Source organism: Leyella lascolaii, from assembly GCF_900079775.1.
Lineage (GTDB): Bacteria > Bacteroidota > Bacteroidia > Bacteroidales > Bacteroidaceae > Prevotella > Prevotella lascolaii.
Map to the genome: position 1 here is coordinate 435,973 of NZ_LT556050.1, position 16,095 is coordinate 452,067.

Here is a 16,095-nt window from a genome sequence, read left to right on the forward strand (position 1 = left end):
AGAGGTATGAACAAGCAGACAATGAACCGGGAAAAGAATTTGACGGACTGACGAGCGATTCAGGGGTAATGGTATATTCCGGCACATCGACGGCAAAAGCCCGACACCGTATGTCTTACCGTATCATAAGAATGCGCGAATGTCGACAACCCCATCGGGCTTAACCACAGCCCGTTACGGCAAGAGCATGAAGCAGGCAGGAGTCTGACAGGTTTAATATTCCATTAATATGCTTCCGTATAAGATGAAATGATGTTAAATAATTTCTCCACAGCCACATTATATACTATCTTTGCCGGTGTGGAGACTGCGGTTTCAGAATGTGCGTCTCCCGACGATATTGTATAATGTAAATGTGATTGATATGAATATGAGAAAGGTTTTTGTATTAGCAGTACTTCCGTTTTTCGTGTTATGCGGCTGTACCACCTCAGCCGGTTACGGTGCTTATGCAGGTGCCGGTCTCGGTTCTATACTCGGTTCGGCAATAGGTGGCATTGCAGGCGGTCCGCGCGGCAGCGACATCGGAACGCTGATAGGTATGGCTGGAGGAGCGGCTGTAGGCGGAGCGGCGGGCTCACAGCTTGACAGGCAACGGCAGACATCATACAACGACTATGACGGAGAAAGACCACGAAAAAGAAGCCGGCGGCATAATGACTACAGCAGGCAGGAAAACCGATATGACGACAGCCGGAGCGGTTTTGACCCGTCTAATGCCGGTGACGACATCCTTTATGACTTCAACGGCAGCGATTACACCGGGGACTACAGTGCCGGGGAGCAGACCGTCAAGATGCCGTCGTCATCGAGTGTTGAGGAGCTGGTTTCCGACTATGCCTATTCACCGCATGTGGATATAGTGAACGCACGCTTCGTGGACGAGAACCACGACAACCGCATCAGCCGCGGCGAGACGTGCAAGGTGATATTCGAGATTTACAACCGTGGTGACAAGCCGGTGTCAAACGTGCGTCCCGTGGTGATGGACGCGACAGGCAACAGGCACATATACATCTCTCCGAGTGTATATGTGGAAAGTATCGCACCGGGACGCGGTGTGCGCTATACCGCCATTGTCAAGGCAGACAAGCGTCTGAAGAAAGGGAATGTGAGGATATGCGTGTCGGTGCTGTCAGGCGACACCACCATATCAAAAGTGCATGAATTTAATATCAGTACAAGCAAATGAATCCGGAAGGTGATAATGAAATGTCCTTTCATTGTCACCTTTTATCTGTTTTATTATGCCGCCGCCCTGTCAGTCTTCACGGACGGCTGCTTTTTTTGCGTCTTTCGCCCTGTTGTTTTTCTCAGATTTTGACCTGTTTTTTCCAAGCGACGCCTTTTTTCTGAAAGCCTTCTGCTTTACTTTCCATTCCTTAGGCATGGTGTATCTCCAGTTTGCAGAGCCGAAATCGATTTCCGGCAGCTGTATGTCCGTCGTTGGCTTGAACGGTACTATGTAGTTGTCCATGGGCTCCACAACAACCATCGCCACGCCTTTTGCAAGAATGCCCAGCTCTTTTGCCGCTCCCCACGAGAGGTCGATGATCCGCCCCCTTATGTGCGGTCCTCTGTCGGTCACCCTTACAACGACCTCCTTTCCGTTTTCCGGATTAGTCACTTTGAGCATGGTCCCGAACTCATACGTCCTGTGCGCACATGTCAGACTGTCGTGGTGAAGTCTTTCACCGCTGCTTGTGCGCGCTCCGGTCATCCTCTTTGAATAATACGAAGCTTTACCCTTCTGTATCTTTTGAGGGTACAGAAGAGTAAAGCTTAACATTGAAATCAATAATAATACACTTCTTCGATATTTCACAATATTGTTTTATGTAATACATTTCGTTTATACGATACCCTGCGCCATCATGGCGTTAGCCACCTTCATGAACCCGGCGACATTGGCACCTTTGACGTAGTTGACGTAACCGTCCTCTGTCTTGCCGTACTTCACGCACTGTTCGTGAATGGAATGCATGATGTAGTGCAGTTTCTCGTCCACTTCCTTTTCGCTCCATGTCAGTCTTATGGAGTTCTGTGTCATCTCAAGTCCTGATGTGGCTACACCTCCTGCGTTGACAGCCTTGCCCGGTGCGAAGAGCTGTCTGGCGGCGATGAACTTGTCGGCGGCGTCGGCGGTGCATCCCATGTTAGATACCTCTGCAACACACATCACATTGTTTGCCATCAGCATGTCAGCATCGTTGCCGTTGAGCTCGTTTTGTGTGGCGCACGGCAGGGCGATGTCGCATTTCACCTCCCAAGGTTTCTTTCCCTCGTAGAATGTAGCCTCCGGGAATTCGTCTGCGTAAGGCTGGCATACGTCGTTTCCGCTTGCCCTCAGTTCCAGCATGTAGTCTATCTTCTTTCCGCTGATGCCCGTCGGGTCATAAATGTATCCGTCGGGTCCGCTTATTGTGACTACTTTCGCTCCGAGTTCCGTCGCTTTCTTAGCCGCTCCCCATGCCACATTGCCGAATCCGCTTATTGCCACGGTCTTGCCTTTTATGTCTATTCCATGCGTCTCGAGCATTTGCTTCACGAAATATAGTGCTCCGTAGCCTGTGGCTTCAGGTCTTATGCGCGATCCGCCCCACTCCAGTCCTTTTCCGGTGAGCATTCCGCTCCACTTGTGGGTGAGCTTCTTGTATGCTCCGAAGAGGTAGCCTATCTCACGCGCGCCCACACCTATGTCGCCTGCGGGAATGTCCTCGTCGGGTCCGATGTGGCGGTAGAGCTCGCTCATAAACGCATGACAGAACCTCATCACCTCAGCGTCTGACCGTCCGCGGATGGAGAAATCCGAGCCGCCCTTGCCGCCGCCCATGGGCAGAGTGGTGAGTGCGTTTTTGAAAGTCTGCTCGAATCCGAGGAACTTCAGGATGGAGAGGTTCACTGATGAGTGGAAACGCAGGCCGCCTTTGTACGGACCGATGGCGCTGTTGAACTGCACACGGTAACCCGTGTTGACGTGCACCTCGCCTTTGTCGTCTACCCACGGCACGCGGAATGTTATCACGCGCTCCGGCTCCACCATGCGTTCTATCAGTTTGACACGCTCAAATTCAGGGTGTTTGTTGTATTCTTCCTCTATGGAAAGCAACACTTCCTTCACTGCCTGCAGATATTCCGGCTCGCCGGGATGTCTGAACTCGATACTGCTCAATACTTTTTTGACATCCATAATGTATGTTTTTTAGGTTGGGTTCTTAGATTATGTCTTTATGTCAATACACATCGCAAATATAGCTTTAATTTGTTTCCCTTCCAAATGAAAAACTCTATTTTTCATGATAATTTGTTTACAAATGTAAATTACTCATGATTTCATGGCAAATTTCGGACTCTATCATGTTTCTCCACCATAGTGCCGACATGTGTGAGTCCGTATGCCACGCAGCTGTTTTGACATATATGTCCGGGCAGCAGCATAGCGCAAATAACAGACTCATACTTGAATGCCGACTCTTCGCCCTATCTTCCATCCTGCCACCGTCATCTTGTCTGCAAGTGTCTACAGTCATGTCTCAGACCAAAGCGGAAGGCAAACGGCAAGACAACAGGACGTGGCATGGATGAAGTGAGAAGGAGTCATGTTATAGATGAACCATGCGGCAGCAGTCGTTAAGCATTACGGTCAGACATGTTTAAACCCGAATGAGCAATCAGACCGTTAAAGCTTGTTTTACTTGATTGCCGGTTTTCTTATGACTCTTCCGCACAGCTGCCGTCATCTTGTCTTCCGTCTACTCCCGACATAGTCCGTTGCATCGTGTATAAAAGCAGAAAACAACAAGTGATTACATCAGTACGGAATATGAATGAAGTATAATAAGCGGATTGGGTCAAAACAAAAAAAGGACCGCAACGTTATATTGCGGTCCGATATGAAAACGAGTCTGATGTTCCAGAATCTTATTCAGCCTTAGGTGCCTCCTCTGCTGCCGGTGCCTCTGTTGCCTCAGCGACCGGTGCCTGTGCAGCCTCCTCAGCCTTTGCGGCAGACTTGCGGCTACGACGGGTCTTCTTGGCAGCCTTCGGAGTCTTAGCCATGTTCTCATCGAAGTCGACAAGTTCGATAAATGCTATCGGAGCAGCGTCGCCTCTGCGTGTACCGAGCTTGATGACACGTGTGTATCCTCCGGGACGGTCGCCAATCTTTGCAGCCACCTCACCGAAAAGCTCTTTCAGAGCCTCTTTGTTCTGAAGATAGCGGAATACGACACGACGAGAATTTGTTGAGTCGTCCTTACTACGTGTAAGCAGAGGCTCAACATATTTCTTCAAAGCCTTAGCCTTTGCGAGGGTCGTAGTGATTCTTTTGTGCATTATCAGCGAGATTGCCATGTTAGCAAGCATGGCTTGACGGTGAGATGCAGTACGACCCAGATGGTTGAATTTCTTATTATGTCTCATTTTTGTTTTTTACTTTTTACGATAAACCGGTTATTGCGGACAACGGATGTCCGCAATAATAATGCCGGATTATTCTTTGTCTAATTTGTATTGAGAAATATCGGTTCCAAAAGACAGATTCAGACTCTCGAGCAAATCATCAAGCTCTGAAAGCGATTTCTTACCGAAGTTGCGGAACTTGAGAAGGTCTGTCTTGTTGTACTGTACAAGATCTCCGAGAGTTTCCACATCAGCAGCTTTAAGACAGTTGAGGGCACGGACTGAGAGGTTCATGTCCACAAGCTTTGTCTTGAGCAGCTGTCGCATATGAAGCACTTCCTCATCAAACTCCTGGTTGGTCTCGTGATCGGGATTCTCAAGTGTGATCTTCTCGTCAGAGAACAGCATGAAGTGATAGATAAGAATCTTGGCGGCTTCCTTAAGTGCGTCCTTCGGACTTATGGAACCATCCGTAGTGACTTCGAGAACCAGCTTGTCGTAGTCGGTCTTCTGCTCGACACGATAAGGCTCGACCGAATATTTCACATTGCGGATAGGGGTGTAGATAGAATCGATTGGAATTACATTAACGTCAGTGCAGAACTCGCGATTCTCATCAGCGGGAACGTATCCACGTCCCTGGTTGATGGTCAGGTCTATCTGCATCGAAGCCTTGGCATCTAAATGACAAATCACCAAATCAGGGTTTAACACTTCAAATCCAGTCAGATACTTACCAATATCACCTGCTTTGAATTCTGTTGAATTCTCTACGGTGATACTAACTTTTTCGTTCTCGAATTCTTCTACTACTTGCTTGAATCTTACTTGTTTCAAATTCAAGATAATGTTGGTCACGTCTTCCTTCACTCCCGGTACGGACGAGAACTCATGCTCGACCCCGGATATGCGCACCGTGTTGATGGCATATCCCTCAAGCGACGAAAGAAGTATGCGGCGCAGCGCATTACCTATGGTAACGCCGAAGCCAGGCTCAAGAGGACGGAATTCGAACTTGCCGAATTTATCGTTGGCCTCCAACATTACAACTTTGTCAGGTTTTTGAAATGCTAATATCGCCATTAATTTAATGATTTATTTAGAGTACAACTCAACGATTAACTGTTCCTTTATATTCTCAGGAATATCGGCACGTTCCGGCTTGTGCAGGAACTTACCGCTCTTGGTATTTGCATCCCACTCGATCCAAGGATATTTGCTGTGATTGAAACCAGCAAGAGCAGACTCAATAACTTCAAGAGACTTTGACTTTTCACGCACTCCTACTATCTGGCCTGGCTTTACTGAATATGACGGTATGTTGACTACCTTACCATCAACAACAATGTGCTTGTGACCTACAAGCTGACGGGCAGCCGCACGTGTCGGGGCGATACCCATACGGAAAACAACATTGTCGAGACGGCTTTCAAGATTCTGAAGAAGAACCTCACCGGTAATACCTTCTGCCTTGGCTGCTTTTTCAAACATATTACGGAACTGGCGCTCCAATACACCGTATGTGTATTTAGCCTTTTGCTTCTCTGCCAGCATGACTGCGTACTCAGACTGCTTTCTACGACGACTGTTGCCATGCTGTCCAGGAGGGAAGTTTCTCTTGGACAAAACTTTATCTGCGCCAAAAATCGGTTCACCGAAGCGACGCGCAATTTTAGATTTCGGACCTATATATTTAGCCATAATATTATAAAATGCTTTTTATTTGTGTAACTTTGTTTGAAGCAGGAACTTATACCTTACGTCTCTTTGGAGGACGGCAGCCGTTGTGCGGCAGCGGAGTAACGTCTACAATCTCTGTAACCTCTATTCCACTGCTGTGAACGCCACGGATAGCAGACTCACGTCCGTTTCCCGGACCTTTCACATAAGCCTTAACCTTACGCAAGCCGAGATCGTAAGCTACCTTTGCACAATCCTCTGCTGCCATCTGAGCCGCATACGGAGTGTTTTTCTTTGAACCGCGGAATCCCATCTTGCCGGCAGAAGACCATGAGATAATCTGTCCCTCGCTGTTAGCCAAAGACACTATAATATTGTTGAAAGAGCTATGAACATGGAGCTGTCCGATAGCGTCGACTTTCACATTTCTTTTTTTGGATGTTGCTGTTTTCTTTGCCATAATCTTTTTTAGTTAAAAGTTAAAAGTCAAAAGTTAAAAGGTTTGAGACATTAAATTCTCCAAACTTCCAACTCCAAACTAAATTTTACTTAGTAGCTTTCTTCTTGTTAGCAACAGTCTTCTTCTTTCCTTTACGTGTACGGGCATTATTCTTTGTGCTCTGACCGCGAACAGGAAGACCATTACGATGACGGATTCCACGATAACAACCAATATCCATGAGACGCTTGATGTTCATCTGAATCTCTGCACGGAGATCACCTTCAACCTTAAATTCAGCACCGATAATCTCACGGATCTTGGAAGCCTGATCGTCTGTCCACTCGCTTACCTTCAGGTCGCGGCTGACACCGGCTTTATCCAATATCTTTGCTGAACTACTTCGACCTATACCGTAAATATAGGTCAATGCGATTTCGCCACGCTTATTCTGGGGCAAATCTACTCCAACAATTCTTATTGCCATTGTTAATAATTTAATTAAATTTTGATGTTTTGTTTATTTTGAGCTTCAAGCAAGAAATTTCGCAATCTCTGCCCTTTGTCTCCTTTTTTTTAATTAGCCCTGACGCATTTTATACTTAGGGTTCTTCTTGTTGATAACGAACAAGCGACCTTTACGACGTACTATCTTACAGTCGGGTGTGCGTTTCTTTAACGATGCTCTTGTTTTCATATCTTTGAGTTTATTTATATCTGAAAACTATCCTGCCCTTTGTCAAATCATAAGGGCTCATTTCCACTTTAACCTTGTCTCCTGGCAGAATCTTTATATAGTGCATCCTCATTTTTCCTGAAATATGCGCTATTATCTGAACGCCGTTCTCGAGTTCCACTCTGAACATCGCGTTAGACAATGATTCCACAATTGTTCCGTCTTGTTCTATAGCAGACTGCTTTGCCATAATCCTGTTCTGTTTCTTTTTAAATGTTATATTCCGTCGAATGTAGATAAAATCTCAGCCTTGCCACGCTGAATGGCTACAGTATGTTCGAAGTGTGCGGCGGGCTTGCCGTCCCGGGTACGTATACCCCATTTGTCCGGCATCATGACGACTTCACGCGACCCCATTGTAATCATCGGTTCAATGGCAATACACATGCCAGCCTTAAGCAACACACCGTGTCCGCGCATACCGTAATTCGGGACCTGCGGGTCTTCGTGCATTTCACGTCCGATACCGTGACCGGTAAGTTCGCGAACAACACCGTAGCCCATTTTAACACAATGCGACTGAACCGCATCCCCTATATCACCGATATGTTTCCCTGCAACAGCCTGAGCAATGCCTTTGTATAAGGACTCCTTTGTTGTCTCGACCAATTGCCTGACCTCTGGTGCGACATCGCCTACACAAAACGTATAGCAACTGTCACCGTTATAACCATTAAGCAATGTTCCACAATCTATCGAAATAATATCACCGTCACGAAGGACTGTCTTATTATCCGGTATACCGTGCACCACCACATCGTTTACCGAGGTACAGATGCTTGCAGGGAATGGCCCTCCAAATGGATTTGGAAAATTCTTGAACGTGGGAATCGCTCCATGATCTCTTATGAACTCTTCCGCAATATTATCCAATTGAAGGGTCGTTACACCCGGTTTGATATGTTTTGCCAATTCCGCCAAGGTCTTACCGACAAGCTGGTTAGCCTCGCGCATCAGCTGTATTTCATCGTTAGTCTTCAGAAATATCTTCATTTTCCAAAGAATATCAATATGCAGAGACTCCGCTGTTACGTGTACGGCCTGAATTTAACAGACCATCGTAATGACGCATGAGCAAATGACTCTCAATCTGCTGAAGTGTATCGATGACAACTCCGACAAGAATCAGAAGGGACGTTCCTCCGAAGAACTGAGAGAACTGCTGCTGCACATTGAGCAGACCTGCAAGAGCAGGCATTATTGCAATGAATGCAATAAACAAGGAGCCGGGGAATGTTATACGCGACATAATGGTCTCGATATATTCTGCTGTATCCTTTCCGGGACGTATGCCGGGAATAAAACCATTATTACGCTTCATATCCTCTGCCATCTGAGTAGGATTCAAGGTGATAGCTGTGTAAAAATATGTGAACGCCACTATAAGAATGACATATACACAATTATACAACAGACTACGATTATCCATCAATGAACTTACTACCCATGATGCGTTTTCACTCTGATACCGTACGATTGCAAGCGGAATGAACATCAAAGCCTGTGCAAAGATGATAGGCATTACGTTAGCGGCAAAAAGCTTCAGAGGAATATACTGACGCGCTCCGCCATACTGCTTGTTACCTACAAGACGTTTTGCATATTGTACCGGTATCTTGCGTGTTCCCTGCACAAGAAGAATCGCAGCACACACAACCGCATACAGAATAAGTATTTCAACAATAAACATCACAAGTCCGCCACCGGCAATAGCATTCAGACGTGTTGCCACTTCCTGAATGAATGCCTGCGGGAACCTTGCAATGATACCTATCATAATGATCATTGAAACACCATTTCCAACACCTTTATCTGTAATACGCTCTCCTAACCAAAGAACAAACATGCTTCCTGCAGCAAGAATTATTGAAGCGGAAATCATGAATGCCGACCATGAAAGTCCTGATGCAAGAGCCTGAGGAGCCTGAGCCTTCAGGTTAAGGAGATATGACGGTGCCTGAAAGAACAATATGGCTATAGTCAGAATTCGAGTATACCAGTTGATCTTCTTGCGACCGCTTTCTCCCTCTCTCTGCATTTTCTGAAAGAAAGGAACTGCAATGGCCAAGAGCTGCATTACGATAGAAGCTGAGATGTACGGCATAATTCCAAGTGCAAATATTGATGCATTGGAAAACGCACCACCAGAGAACATATCCAGCAATGACATCAGTCCGCCGGATGTTTGCGACTGTAATCTTTGCAACATGCCCGGATCGATACCAGGAAGTACCACAAACGAGCCAAAACGGTATATAGCCGTAAACAGGAGAGTTATGAGGAGTCGCTGACGCAAATCCTCAATTCTCCAACAGTTCTTCAGTGTCTCAATAAATTTTTTCATTGACCTAAATTATAGTTGTGTTACCACCAACTGCCTTGATAGCCTCTTCAGCAGTTTTCGAGAAAGCATTTGCCTCGACTTCAAGCTTCGCCTTGAGTTCACCGTTGCCAAGAATCTTTACAAGGGCGTTCTTCTTTACAAGATTTGCCGCTCTGAGATCATCAAGTCCAATCTTTGTCAGATTCTTTGATTCAGCAAGCATCTGCAGAACAGAAAGATTAACTGCAAAGTATTCCTTGTGATTGATATTCTTGAATCCAGCCTTGGGCACACGACGCTGAAGAGGCATCTGACCACCTTCAAAACCTATCTTCTTCTTATAACCAGAACGAGCTTTCGCACCCTTGTGTCCACGAGTTGAAGTACCGCCTAATCCGGATCCCGGTCCACGGCCTATACGGCGACGAGAATGTGTAGAACCCTCTGCTGGTTTTAAAGTATTTAATTTCATAATTTATTCTTCTTAAAGATTAATTATTCAACTACTGTTACCAGATGATGAACTTTTCGTATCATACCACGTATACTGGGTGTGTCTTCAACCTCAATCACCTGAGAGATTTTTCGCAGACCTAAAGACAAAAGAGTGCTCTTCTGCTCTTTGTTGGCGCCGATACGGCTCTTTATCTGTTTTACCTTTATTGTTGCCATTGTAAGTCTCCTTATCCGTTAAAAACTTTTTCCATACTGATACCACGAACACCAGCTATGGTGTAAGCATCACGCACCTCTGTGAGAGCCTCTATCGTTGCCTTAACAAGATTGTGCGGGTTTGAAGAGCCCTTGGACTTTGCAAGGACATCCTTTACACCTACACTGTCGAGAACGGCACGCATAGCACCACCGGCAACAAGACCGGTACCCGCAGCTGCAGGTCTCATGAATACATGCGAACCACCAAAGCGGGCTTCAACCTCGTGAGGAATCGTTCCTTTGACAAGTGAAACCTTAACAAGATTCTTCTTTGCAGCTTCAACACCCTTGGATATTGCCGCCGTAACTTCACCTGCCTTACCAAGCCCGTAGCCGATGACACCTTTACCGTCACCAACAACGACAATAGCAGCAAAAGTAAAAGTGCGACCTCCCTTTGTTACCTTTGTAACACGGTTGATGGCCACCAGACGGTCTTTCAACTCAACGTCATTATATACTTTAACTTTATTCATTGTCATAATCGTTTAAAATTTAAGACCACCTTTACGAGCTGCATCAGCCAACTCCTTAACACGTCCGTGATAAAGATAACCGTTACGGTCAAAAACAACAGTAGTTATACCGGCAGCCTGCGCATTGGCAGCTACCATCTCGCCAACCTTAGCCGCCTGCTGAATCTTTGGCATTTTCTCGAGTCCGAGAGAAGACGCAGATGCAAGAGTCGATCCGGTCAAATCATTTATAACCTGTGCGTAAATCTGTTTATTGCTACGGAACACGCTCAAACGAGGACGCTCTGCAGTTCCGTTAACACGCTTACGAATTCTGTATTTAATTTTTATTCGTCTTTCTACTTTCTTTGTTGTCATAATCGTAAATTTTAAAAGATTACTTAGCAGAAGCTGACTTACCAGATTTTCTGCGGATGACCTCGCCTTTGAAGAGGATACCCTTACCCTTATAAGGCTCCGGTTTGCGGAAAGTACGAATTTTTGCACAGATAAGGCCAATCAACTGCTTGTCGCAAGACTCTAACATCAATAACGGATTCTGATTTCTCTCACTCTTTGTCTCGACCTTAACCTCTTTCGGGAGTTCAAGGAAGATTGGGTGTGTATATCCCAAAGAGAATTCTATCACATTACCTTGATTGGAAACACGATATCCGACACCGACAAGTTCCAGAGTTTTCTTGTATCCTTCGCTTACACCTACTACCATATTGTTTACCAAGGCACGATATAAGCCATGATATGCCTGCTTCTGCTTATAGTCTACAGGACTCTTTTCGTCAACTTCGAATACAATCTCACCATCAGCAATCTTAACAATGATGGAAGAATCTACCTGCTGAGAAAGCTCACCTTTAGGTCCCTTTACAGTTACAACCCCATCAGTCATAGTAACATTTACACCTGCGGGGATTTTAATTGGTAATTTTCCTATTCTTGACATAATCAATCCTCCAATTAATAAACATAGCAAAGAACCTCACCGCCAACTTTAAGAGCAGCAGCTTCCTTGTCTGTCATTACACCCTTGGATGTAGATAAAATCGCAATACCTAATCCGTTAATAACTCTCGGCATGTTCTTATAACCGGTATACTTACGGAGACCGGGGGTGGAAACACGCTTCAACGACTTGATTGCGTTGACCTTGGTTGCCGGATCATATTTCAAAGCAACCTTAATTGTACCCTGAGGACCATCTTCTATGAACTTGTAGTTCAAGATGTATCCTTTCTCGAAGAGGATCTTTGTAATCTCTTTCTTCAAGTTTGACGCAGGAACCTCAACGACACGATGATGTGCCATGATTGCGTTTCTGAGTCTTGTCAGATAATCTGCTATTGGATCTGTCATATAATATAATGTTTTAATTAATCGGGACTACCCCGACAATATTAAATAATTTACCAGCTTGCTTTTTTAACACCGGGAATAAGTCCTGCGGAAGCCATCTCACGGAACTGAATACGTGACAAGCCGAACTGACGGATATATCCTTTCGGACGACCGGTGATCTTGCAACGGTTGTGCAAACGGATTGGGTTTGCATTTTTAGGTATGGACTGCAACTTGCGAGCAGCCTCATATGCCTCAGCAGGATCGTCAGTAGTAGCAATGACTTTCTTAAGAGCCGCACGCTTCGCAGCATAGCGGGCAACCATCTTCGCACGCTTAACTTCGCGAGCCTTCATTGATTCTTTTGCCATATTACTTAATCGTTTTTAGCGTTTTTGAAAGGAAGGCCAAATGCTTTGAGAAGAGCATAGCCCTCTTCATCTGTCTGAGCTGTAGTCACGAATGTGATGTTCATACCCTGGATGCGGTCTATAGCGTCAATGTTAATCTCAGGGAAGATTATCTGCTCCTGTATTCCCAATGTGTAATTACCGCGTCCGTCAAACTTGCTCTCAATACCCTTGAAGTCACGAATACGCGGTAAAGCGATACGCACAAGTTTCTCAAGAAATTCGTACATACGCTCACGACGAAGTGTTACCATTACACCAATAGGCATTTTCTTACGGAGCTTGAAGTTTGCAATATCCTTCTTTGAATAAGTTGCAACAGCCTTCTGACCGGTAATTGCAGTAATCTCATTGATTGCGACATCAATAATCTTCTTATCCTGTGTAGCGTCTCCCAATCCCTGATTGATGACAATCTTCTTCAGGACAGGAACCTGCATTGATGAAGAATAGTTGAACTGTTTCTTCAATGCCGGAGCAATGCTCTCAACATATACTTTCTTTAACTGTGCTGTATCCATTATTTGATTTCCTCCCCTGACTTTTTAGCAATACGTACTTTCTTGCCGTCATCGTTCTTCTTTATGGCAATACGTGTAGGCTTGCCACTTTTCGGATCAATCAGGCTCAAATTAGAGACATGTATTGAAGCCTCCTGCTTGACGATACCGCCCTGAGGGTTCTTTGCAGAGGGCTTTGTGCTCTTAGAGACAATATTCACACCCTCCACAATGGCGCGGTTCTTGTCAACCAAGACTTTGAGCACCTTACCAGTCTTGCCCTTGTCCTCACCGGCAAGAACATAGACTGTATCATTTTTCTTAATATGTAATTTACTCATTTCTAAATCTTATTTTAAATTATAGAACCTCAGGTGCCAAAGAAACGACTTTCATATTAACGGCACGCAGTTCACGCGCAACCGGACCGAATATACGACTACCACGAAGTTCGCCCGCATTGTTGAGCAGTACACACGCATTGTCATCAAAGCGGATATACGAGCCATCCGGGCGGCGGATTTCCTTCTTTGTGCGAACAATCAAAGCCTTAGATACTGCACCCTTTTTCAAATCACTTGATGGGATAACGTTCTTGACAGCTACGACAATAACGTCACCAACACTTGCATAACGACGGCGTGTTCCGCCCAATACGCGAATGCAAAGAGCTTCACGTGCGCCGCTGTTATCACATACTGTAAGTCTTGATTCTGCTTGTATCATAATTACTTAGCTTTTTCAGTTATTTGAACTAATCTCCATCTCTTTGTCTTACTCAAAGGACGTGTTTCCATGATGAGGACAGTATCACCGAGATTTGCCTCATTGTTCTCGTCATGAACATGGTATTTCTTTGTCTTCTGGACAAACTTACCATAAATAGGGTGCATCTCCTTAAACTTTGCGGCAATAACAATGGTTTTATCCATCTTGTTGCTTACAACCACACCCTGTCTTGTTTTTCTTAAATTTCTTGTTACCATCTGGACCATTGTTATTTATTAAGTTCTCTCTGACGGATCTCGGTTTTCAGACGTGCGATATCACGACGTGCAGCCTTAATCTGTGACGGATTCTCCAGAGGAGAAACCGCATGGTTAAGCTTTAACTGATTCAGGCGAGCAACCTCTGTCTCCAATTTCTCATTAAGAGACTTGACGTCCAAGTCTTTCAATTCTTTACTCTTCATAGTTTAAGCGTTTTTATCGTAATCACGTCTAACAACAAACTTTGTCTTTACCGGCAGTTTCTGAGCTGCAAGACGAAGAGCCTCTTTTGCAACATCGAAACTTACTCCTTCAACTTCAAAGAGGATACGACCCGGAGTAACAGGTGCGACCCATCCTGCTGGATCACCCTTACCCTTACCCATGCGGACATCAGCAGGTTTACGTGTGATTGGTTTATCCGGGAATATTCTGATCCATACCTGACCTTCACGCTGCATGTAGCGGTTCACAGCTACACGTGCAGCTTCTATCTGACGGCTGTCAATCCATTTTGCCTCAAGTGTCTTGATGCCAAACGATCCGAAAGCCAGCTGTGTGCCTCTGTGAGCGTTGCCTTTATTGCCACGCCCGTCTTGAGGTCTTCTATATTTTACTCTTTTTGGCTGTAACATGATAGTGTCTTACTTTTAACGGTTATTGTTTCTCTTGCGATTACCGCGATTACCACGGCCGCCATTAGAGCCACCATTCTGTTTCTCCTGTGTAAAGTTAGGAGTCAGATCGCGCTCGCCATAAACCTCACCTCTGCAAATCCAAACCTTGATGCCAAGGAGTCCCACCTTGGTGAGTGCCTCTGCCTGACAGTAGTCTATATCAGCACGGAAAGTATGCAACGGAGTTCTTCCCTCCTTGTACATCTCCTTACGTGCCATTTCAGCTCCGTTCAGACGTCCGGTGATCTGAATCTTCACACCTTCAGCACCTGCCCGCATCGTATTCTGGATTGCCATCTTAATAGCCCTACGATATGCGATTTTACCTTCAACCTGACGTGCTATATTGTTTGCGACAATGTTTGCATCAAGCTCAGGCTTCTTCACCTCGAAGATATTGATTTGGATGTCTTTCTTGTAGAGTTTCTTCAACTCTTCCTTCAGTTTGTCAACATCCTGTCCACCCTTACCAATGACGATACCAGGACGAGCTGTGCAGATTGTAATTGTAATGAGTTTCAGCGTACGCTCTATTACAATCTTTGAAACACTGGCTTTTGCCAGACGCTCATTAAGGTATTTACGTATTTTGCGGTCTTCGACCAGATTGTCACCGAAGTTTTTACCTCCGAACCAATTGGAATCCCAGCCACGGATAATACCCAAACGATTGCTTATTGGATTAACTTTCTGTCCCATTCTGCTATTTATTTTTCGTCATTAGTTTTGGAATCAACAAACAGTGTAACGTGATTGCTGCGCTTGCGAATACGATAGCCACGTCCCTGCGGTGCCGGTCTCATGCGCTTCATAGTAACACCTTCATCAACGAATACTTTAGAAATATAAAGTTCGCCGTCTTCTGCCTTGCGGTCATTTTTTGCTTCCCAGTTAGCAATGGCCGAGCGTAACAGTTTCTCAACGTCGGCGGCAGCCTGCTTCTTGGAGAATCTCAGTACTCCCAGTGCGCGGTTAACCTCCATGCCACGAACCATGTCTACGACATAGCGCATTTTACGTGGTGAAGAAGGAACGCCTTTGAGCTTTGCGAAGTACAAATTCTTAAGGGCCTCTTTTCTCTTTTCAGCCGCTATATGTTTTCTTGCTCCCATTATTATTATCTTGTTTTAAATGGTTTTAACCCGCTTACTTTCTATTGCCGGCGTGTCCACCGAACTTACGTGTGGGTGAGAACTCACCGAGTTTGTGTCCCACCATATTCTCAGTAATGTAAACAGGGATAAATTTATTTCCGTTATGAACTGCAACAGTGTGTCCCACAAAATCAGGGGAAATCATTGATGCTCTGGCCCATGTCTTTACAACAGTCTTTTTGCCACTCTCATTCATGGCAAGAATCTTCTTCTCCAAAGAGACGTTGATATATGGACCTTTTTTTAATGAACGACTCATAA

28 protein-coding genes are annotated in these 16,095 nt (G+C 45.3%); 1 reads left to right on the forward strand and 27 read right to left on the reverse strand.

What is annotated here, in order from left to right; all coding sequences use genetic code 11:
• The first annotated feature begins 370 nt into the window (after positions 1-370).
• On the forward strand, positions 371-1,192 hold the full coding sequence (locus BN4609_RS14175) for a YMGG-like glycine zipper-containing protein (RefSeq protein ID WP_068857303.1): 822 nt from the start codon (positions 371-373) through the stop codon (positions 1,190-1,192).
• Positions 1,193-1,261: 69 nt separating this feature from the next.
• Here the strand turns inward: BN4609_RS14175 and BN4609_RS14180 are convergent, their stop codons facing one another.
• From BN4609_RS14180 to rpsS, 27 genes are all read right to left on the reverse strand, one after another.
• Positions 1,262-1,789, reverse strand: a complete 528-nt coding sequence (locus BN4609_RS14180) for a septal ring lytic transglycosylase RlpA family protein (protein ID WP_306455832.1) — start codon at positions 1,787-1,789, stop codon at positions 1,262-1,264.
• A 63-nt stretch (positions 1,790-1,852) separates the two neighbouring features.
• Positions 1,853-3,190 carry an NADP-specific glutamate dehydrogenase gene (gene gdhA, locus BN4609_RS14185; protein WP_068857235.1) on the reverse strand — a complete coding sequence of 446 codons (1,338 nt, stop codon included), beginning with the start codon at positions 3,188-3,190 and terminating at the stop codon, positions 1,853-1,855.
• A 731-nt stretch (positions 3,191-3,921) separates the two neighbouring features.
• On the reverse strand, positions 3,922-4,422 hold the full coding sequence (rplQ, locus tag BN4609_RS14190; protein WP_021992993.1) for a 50S ribosomal protein L17: 501 nt from the start codon (positions 4,420-4,422) through the stop codon (positions 3,922-3,924).
• Between the two features lie 69 nt (positions 4,423-4,491).
• The gene (locus BN4609_RS14195; protein ID WP_021992992.1) at positions 4,492-5,484 is read right to left on the reverse strand and encodes a DNA-directed RNA polymerase subunit alpha; all 993 of its coding nucleotides are present in this window, start codon (positions 5,482-5,484) and stop codon (positions 4,492-4,494) included.
• A 12-nt stretch (positions 5,485-5,496) separates the two neighbouring features.
• A complete protein-coding gene (gene rpsD / locus BN4609_RS14200; protein ID WP_021992991.1) occupies positions 5,497-6,102 on the reverse strand; it encodes a 30S ribosomal protein S4 in 606 nt (201 codons plus the stop codon).
• 49 nt (positions 6,103-6,151) lie between these two features.
• Positions 6,152-6,541, reverse strand: coding sequence for a 30S ribosomal protein S11 (gene rpsK, locus BN4609_RS14205; protein ID WP_021992990.1), 390 nt, complete (start codon positions 6,539-6,541; stop codon positions 6,152-6,154).
• A gap of 85 nt (positions 6,542-6,626) precedes the next feature.
• The gene (rpsM, locus tag BN4609_RS14210) at positions 6,627-7,007 is read right to left on the reverse strand and encodes a 30S ribosomal protein S13 (RefSeq protein ID WP_021992989.1); all 381 of its coding nucleotides are present in this window, start codon (positions 7,005-7,007) and stop codon (positions 6,627-6,629) included.
• Positions 7,008-7,100: 93 nt separating this feature from the next.
• Positions 7,101-7,217, reverse strand: a complete 117-nt coding sequence (gene rpmJ, locus BN4609_RS15960; protein WP_009160995.1) for a 50S ribosomal protein L36 — start codon at positions 7,215-7,217, stop codon at positions 7,101-7,103.
• Between the two features lie 10 nt (positions 7,218-7,227).
• Complete coding sequence (infA, locus tag BN4609_RS14215; RefSeq protein ID WP_004341775.1) at positions 7,228-7,446, reverse strand: translation initiation factor IF-1; 219 nt, start codon at positions 7,444-7,446, stop codon at positions 7,228-7,230.
• Between the two features lie 26 nt (positions 7,447-7,472).
• Entirely contained in the window at positions 7,473-8,249 is a 777-nt protein-coding gene (map, locus tag BN4609_RS14220) for a type I methionyl aminopeptidase (protein WP_021992988.1), read from the reverse strand.
• Positions 8,250-8,262: 13 nt separating this feature from the next.
• The gene (gene secY, locus BN4609_RS14225) at positions 8,263-9,600 is read right to left on the reverse strand and encodes a preprotein translocase subunit SecY (protein ID WP_021992987.1); all 1,338 of its coding nucleotides are present in this window, start codon (positions 9,598-9,600) and stop codon (positions 8,263-8,265) included.
• A gap of 4 nt (positions 9,601-9,604) precedes the next feature.
• A complete protein-coding gene (gene rplO / locus BN4609_RS14230; RefSeq protein ID WP_021992986.1) occupies positions 9,605-10,051 on the reverse strand; it encodes a 50S ribosomal protein L15 in 447 nt (148 codons plus the stop codon).
• 23 nt (positions 10,052-10,074) lie between these two features.
• A complete protein-coding gene (gene rpmD, locus BN4609_RS14235; protein ID WP_021992985.1) occupies positions 10,075-10,251 on the reverse strand; it encodes a 50S ribosomal protein L30 in 177 nt (58 codons plus the stop codon).
• Positions 10,252-10,262: 11 nt separating this feature from the next.
• The gene (gene rpsE, locus BN4609_RS14240; RefSeq protein ID WP_068857236.1) at positions 10,263-10,775 is read right to left on the reverse strand and encodes a 30S ribosomal protein S5; all 513 of its coding nucleotides are present in this window, start codon (positions 10,773-10,775) and stop codon (positions 10,263-10,265) included.
• 6 nt (positions 10,776-10,781) lie between these two features.
• Entirely contained in the window at positions 10,782-11,126 is a 345-nt protein-coding gene (rplR, locus tag BN4609_RS14245) for a 50S ribosomal protein L18 (protein ID WP_021992983.1), read from the reverse strand.
• 19 nt (positions 11,127-11,145) lie between these two features.
• Complete coding sequence (gene rplF / locus BN4609_RS14250; protein ID WP_021992982.1) at positions 11,146-11,712, reverse strand: 50S ribosomal protein L6; 567 nt, start codon at positions 11,710-11,712, stop codon at positions 11,146-11,148.
• Positions 11,713-11,726: 14 nt separating this feature from the next.
• Entirely contained in the window at positions 11,727-12,122 is a 396-nt protein-coding gene (rpsH, locus tag BN4609_RS14255) for a 30S ribosomal protein S8 (RefSeq protein WP_021992981.1), read from the reverse strand.
• 50 nt (positions 12,123-12,172) lie between these two features.
• A complete protein-coding gene (gene rpsN / locus BN4609_RS14260) occupies positions 12,173-12,475 on the reverse strand; it encodes a 30S ribosomal protein S14 (protein WP_021992980.1) in 303 nt (100 codons plus the stop codon).
• 5 nt (positions 12,476-12,480) lie between these two features.
• Positions 12,481-13,035: a 50S ribosomal protein L5 gene (gene rplE, locus BN4609_RS14265; RefSeq protein WP_021992979.1), complete on the reverse strand. Its 555-nt coding sequence runs from the start codon at positions 13,033-13,035 to the stop codon at positions 12,481-12,483.
• Positions 13,035-13,355, reverse strand: a complete 321-nt coding sequence (rplX, locus tag BN4609_RS14270; protein ID WP_068857237.1) for a 50S ribosomal protein L24 — start codon at positions 13,353-13,355, stop codon at positions 13,035-13,037. The genes rplE and rplX overlap by 1 nt, the downstream gene beginning before the upstream one ends.
• Before the next feature lie 19 nt (positions 13,356-13,374).
• Positions 13,375-13,740, reverse strand: a complete 366-nt coding sequence (rplN, locus tag BN4609_RS14275; protein WP_021992977.1) for a 50S ribosomal protein L14 — start codon at positions 13,738-13,740, stop codon at positions 13,375-13,377.
• A gap of 2 nt (positions 13,741-13,742) precedes the next feature.
• A complete protein-coding gene (gene rpsQ, locus BN4609_RS14280) occupies positions 13,743-14,009 on the reverse strand; it encodes a 30S ribosomal protein S17 (RefSeq protein WP_021992976.1) in 267 nt (88 codons plus the stop codon).
• A gap of 2 nt (positions 14,010-14,011) precedes the next feature.
• Positions 14,012-14,206: a 50S ribosomal protein L29 gene (gene rpmC / locus BN4609_RS14285; protein ID WP_021992975.1), complete on the reverse strand. Its 195-nt coding sequence runs from the start codon at positions 14,204-14,206 to the stop codon at positions 14,012-14,014.
• A gap of 3 nt (positions 14,207-14,209) precedes the next feature.
• On the reverse strand, positions 14,210-14,638 hold the full coding sequence (gene rplP, locus BN4609_RS14290) for a 50S ribosomal protein L16 (RefSeq protein ID WP_021992974.1): 429 nt from the start codon (positions 14,636-14,638) through the stop codon (positions 14,210-14,212).
• Between the two features lie 15 nt (positions 14,639-14,653).
• The gene (gene rpsC, locus BN4609_RS14295) at positions 14,654-15,379 is read right to left on the reverse strand and encodes a 30S ribosomal protein S3 (protein ID WP_021992973.1); all 726 of its coding nucleotides are present in this window, start codon (positions 15,377-15,379) and stop codon (positions 14,654-14,656) included.
• A gap of 8 nt (positions 15,380-15,387) precedes the next feature.
• A complete protein-coding gene (gene rplV, locus BN4609_RS14300) occupies positions 15,388-15,792 on the reverse strand; it encodes a 50S ribosomal protein L22 (protein ID WP_068857238.1) in 405 nt (134 codons plus the stop codon).
• 34 nt (positions 15,793-15,826) lie between these two features.
• A complete protein-coding gene (gene rpsS / locus BN4609_RS14305) occupies positions 15,827-16,093 on the reverse strand; it encodes a 30S ribosomal protein S19 (RefSeq protein WP_021992971.1) in 267 nt (88 codons plus the stop codon).
• Positions 16,094-16,095: the final 2 nt, after the last annotated feature.

Bases quoted from the DNA above. Each gene is read 5' to 3' on its own strand.
- BN4609_RS14175 (WP_068857303.1), top strand. From the start codon at position 371: ATGAGAAAGGTTTTTGTATTAGCAGTACTTCCGTTTTTCGTGTTATGC.
- BN4609_RS14180 (WP_306455832.1), bottom strand. From the start codon at position 1,789: ATGTTAAGCTTTACTCTTCTGTACCCTCAAAAGATACAGAAGGGTAAA.
- gdhA (WP_068857235.1), bottom strand. From the start codon at position 3,190: ATGGATGTCAAAAAAGTATTGAGCAGTATCGAGTTCAGACATCCCGGC.
- rplQ (WP_021992993.1), bottom strand. From the start codon at position 4,422: ATGAGACATAATAAGAAATTCAACCATCTGGGTCGTACTGCATCTCAC.
- BN4609_RS14195 (WP_021992992.1), bottom strand. From the start codon at position 5,484: ATGGCGATATTAGCATTTCAAAAACCTGACAAAGTTGTAATGTTGGAG.
- rpsD (WP_021992991.1), bottom strand. From the start codon at position 6,102: ATGGCTAAATATATAGGTCCGAAATCTAAAATTGCGCGTCGCTTCGGT.
- rpsK (WP_021992990.1), bottom strand. From the start codon at position 6,541: ATGGCAAAGAAAACAGCAACATCCAAAAAAAGAAATGTGAAAGTCGAC.
- rpsM (WP_021992989.1), bottom strand. From the start codon at position 7,007: ATGGCAATAAGAATTGTTGGAGTAGATTTGCCCCAGAATAAGCGTGGC.
- rpmJ (WP_009160995.1), bottom strand. From the start codon at position 7,217: ATGAAAACAAGAGCATCGTTAAAGAAACGCACACCCGACTGTAAGATA.
- infA (WP_004341775.1), bottom strand. From the start codon at position 7,446: ATGGCAAAGCAGTCTGCTATAGAACAAGACGGAACAATTGTGGAATCA.
- map (WP_021992988.1), bottom strand. From the start codon at position 8,249: ATGAAGATATTTCTGAAGACTAACGATGAAATACAGCTGATGCGCGAG.
- secY (WP_021992987.1), bottom strand. From the start codon at position 9,600: ATGAAAAAATTTATTGAGACACTGAAGAACTGTTGGAGAATTGAGGAT.
- rplO (WP_021992986.1), bottom strand. From the start codon at position 10,051: ATGAAATTAAATACTTTAAAACCAGCAGAGGGTTCTACACATTCTCGT.
- rpmD (WP_021992985.1), bottom strand. From the start codon at position 10,251: ATGGCAACAATAAAGGTAAAACAGATAAAGAGCCGTATCGGCGCCAAC.
- rpsE (WP_068857236.1), bottom strand. From the start codon at position 10,775: ATGACAATGAATAAAGTTAAAGTATATAATGACGTTGAGTTGAAAGAC.
- rplR (WP_021992983.1), bottom strand. From the start codon at position 11,126: ATGACAACAAAGAAAGTAGAAAGACGAATAAAAATTAAATACAGAATT.
- rplF (WP_021992982.1), bottom strand. From the start codon at position 11,712: ATGTCAAGAATAGGAAAATTACCAATTAAAATCCCCGCAGGTGTAAAT.
- rpsH (WP_021992981.1), bottom strand. From the start codon at position 12,122: ATGACAGATCCAATAGCAGATTATCTGACAAGACTCAGAAACGCAATC.
- rpsN (WP_021992980.1), bottom strand. From the start codon at position 12,475: ATGGCAAAAGAATCAATGAAGGCTCGCGAAGTTAAGCGTGCGAAGATG.
- rplE (WP_021992979.1), bottom strand. From the start codon at position 13,035: ATGGATACAGCACAGTTAAAGAAAGTATATGTTGAGAGCATTGCTCCG.
- rplX (WP_068857237.1), bottom strand. From the start codon at position 13,355: ATGAGTAAATTACATATTAAGAAAAATGATACAGTCTATGTTCTTGCC.
- rplN (WP_021992977.1), bottom strand. From the start codon at position 13,740: ATGATACAAGCAGAATCAAGACTTACAGTATGTGATAACAGCGGCGCA.
- rpsQ (WP_021992976.1), bottom strand. From the start codon at position 14,009: ATGGTCCAGATGGTAACAAGAAATTTAAGAAAAACAAGACAGGGTGTG.
- rpmC (WP_021992975.1), bottom strand. From the start codon at position 14,206: ATGAAGAGTAAAGAATTGAAAGACTTGGACGTCAAGTCTCTTAATGAG.
- rplP (WP_021992974.1), bottom strand. From the start codon at position 14,638: ATGTTACAGCCAAAAAGAGTAAAATATAGAAGACCTCAAGACGGGCGT.
- rpsC (WP_021992973.1), bottom strand. From the start codon at position 15,379: ATGGGACAGAAAGTTAATCCAATAAGCAATCGTTTGGGTATTATCCGT.
- rplV (WP_068857238.1), bottom strand. From the start codon at position 15,792: ATGGGAGCAAGAAAACATATAGCGGCTGAAAAGAGAAAAGAGGCCCTT.
- rpsS (WP_021992971.1), bottom strand. From the start codon at position 16,093: ATGAGTCGTTCATTAAAAAAAGGTCCATATATCAACGTCTCTTTGGAG.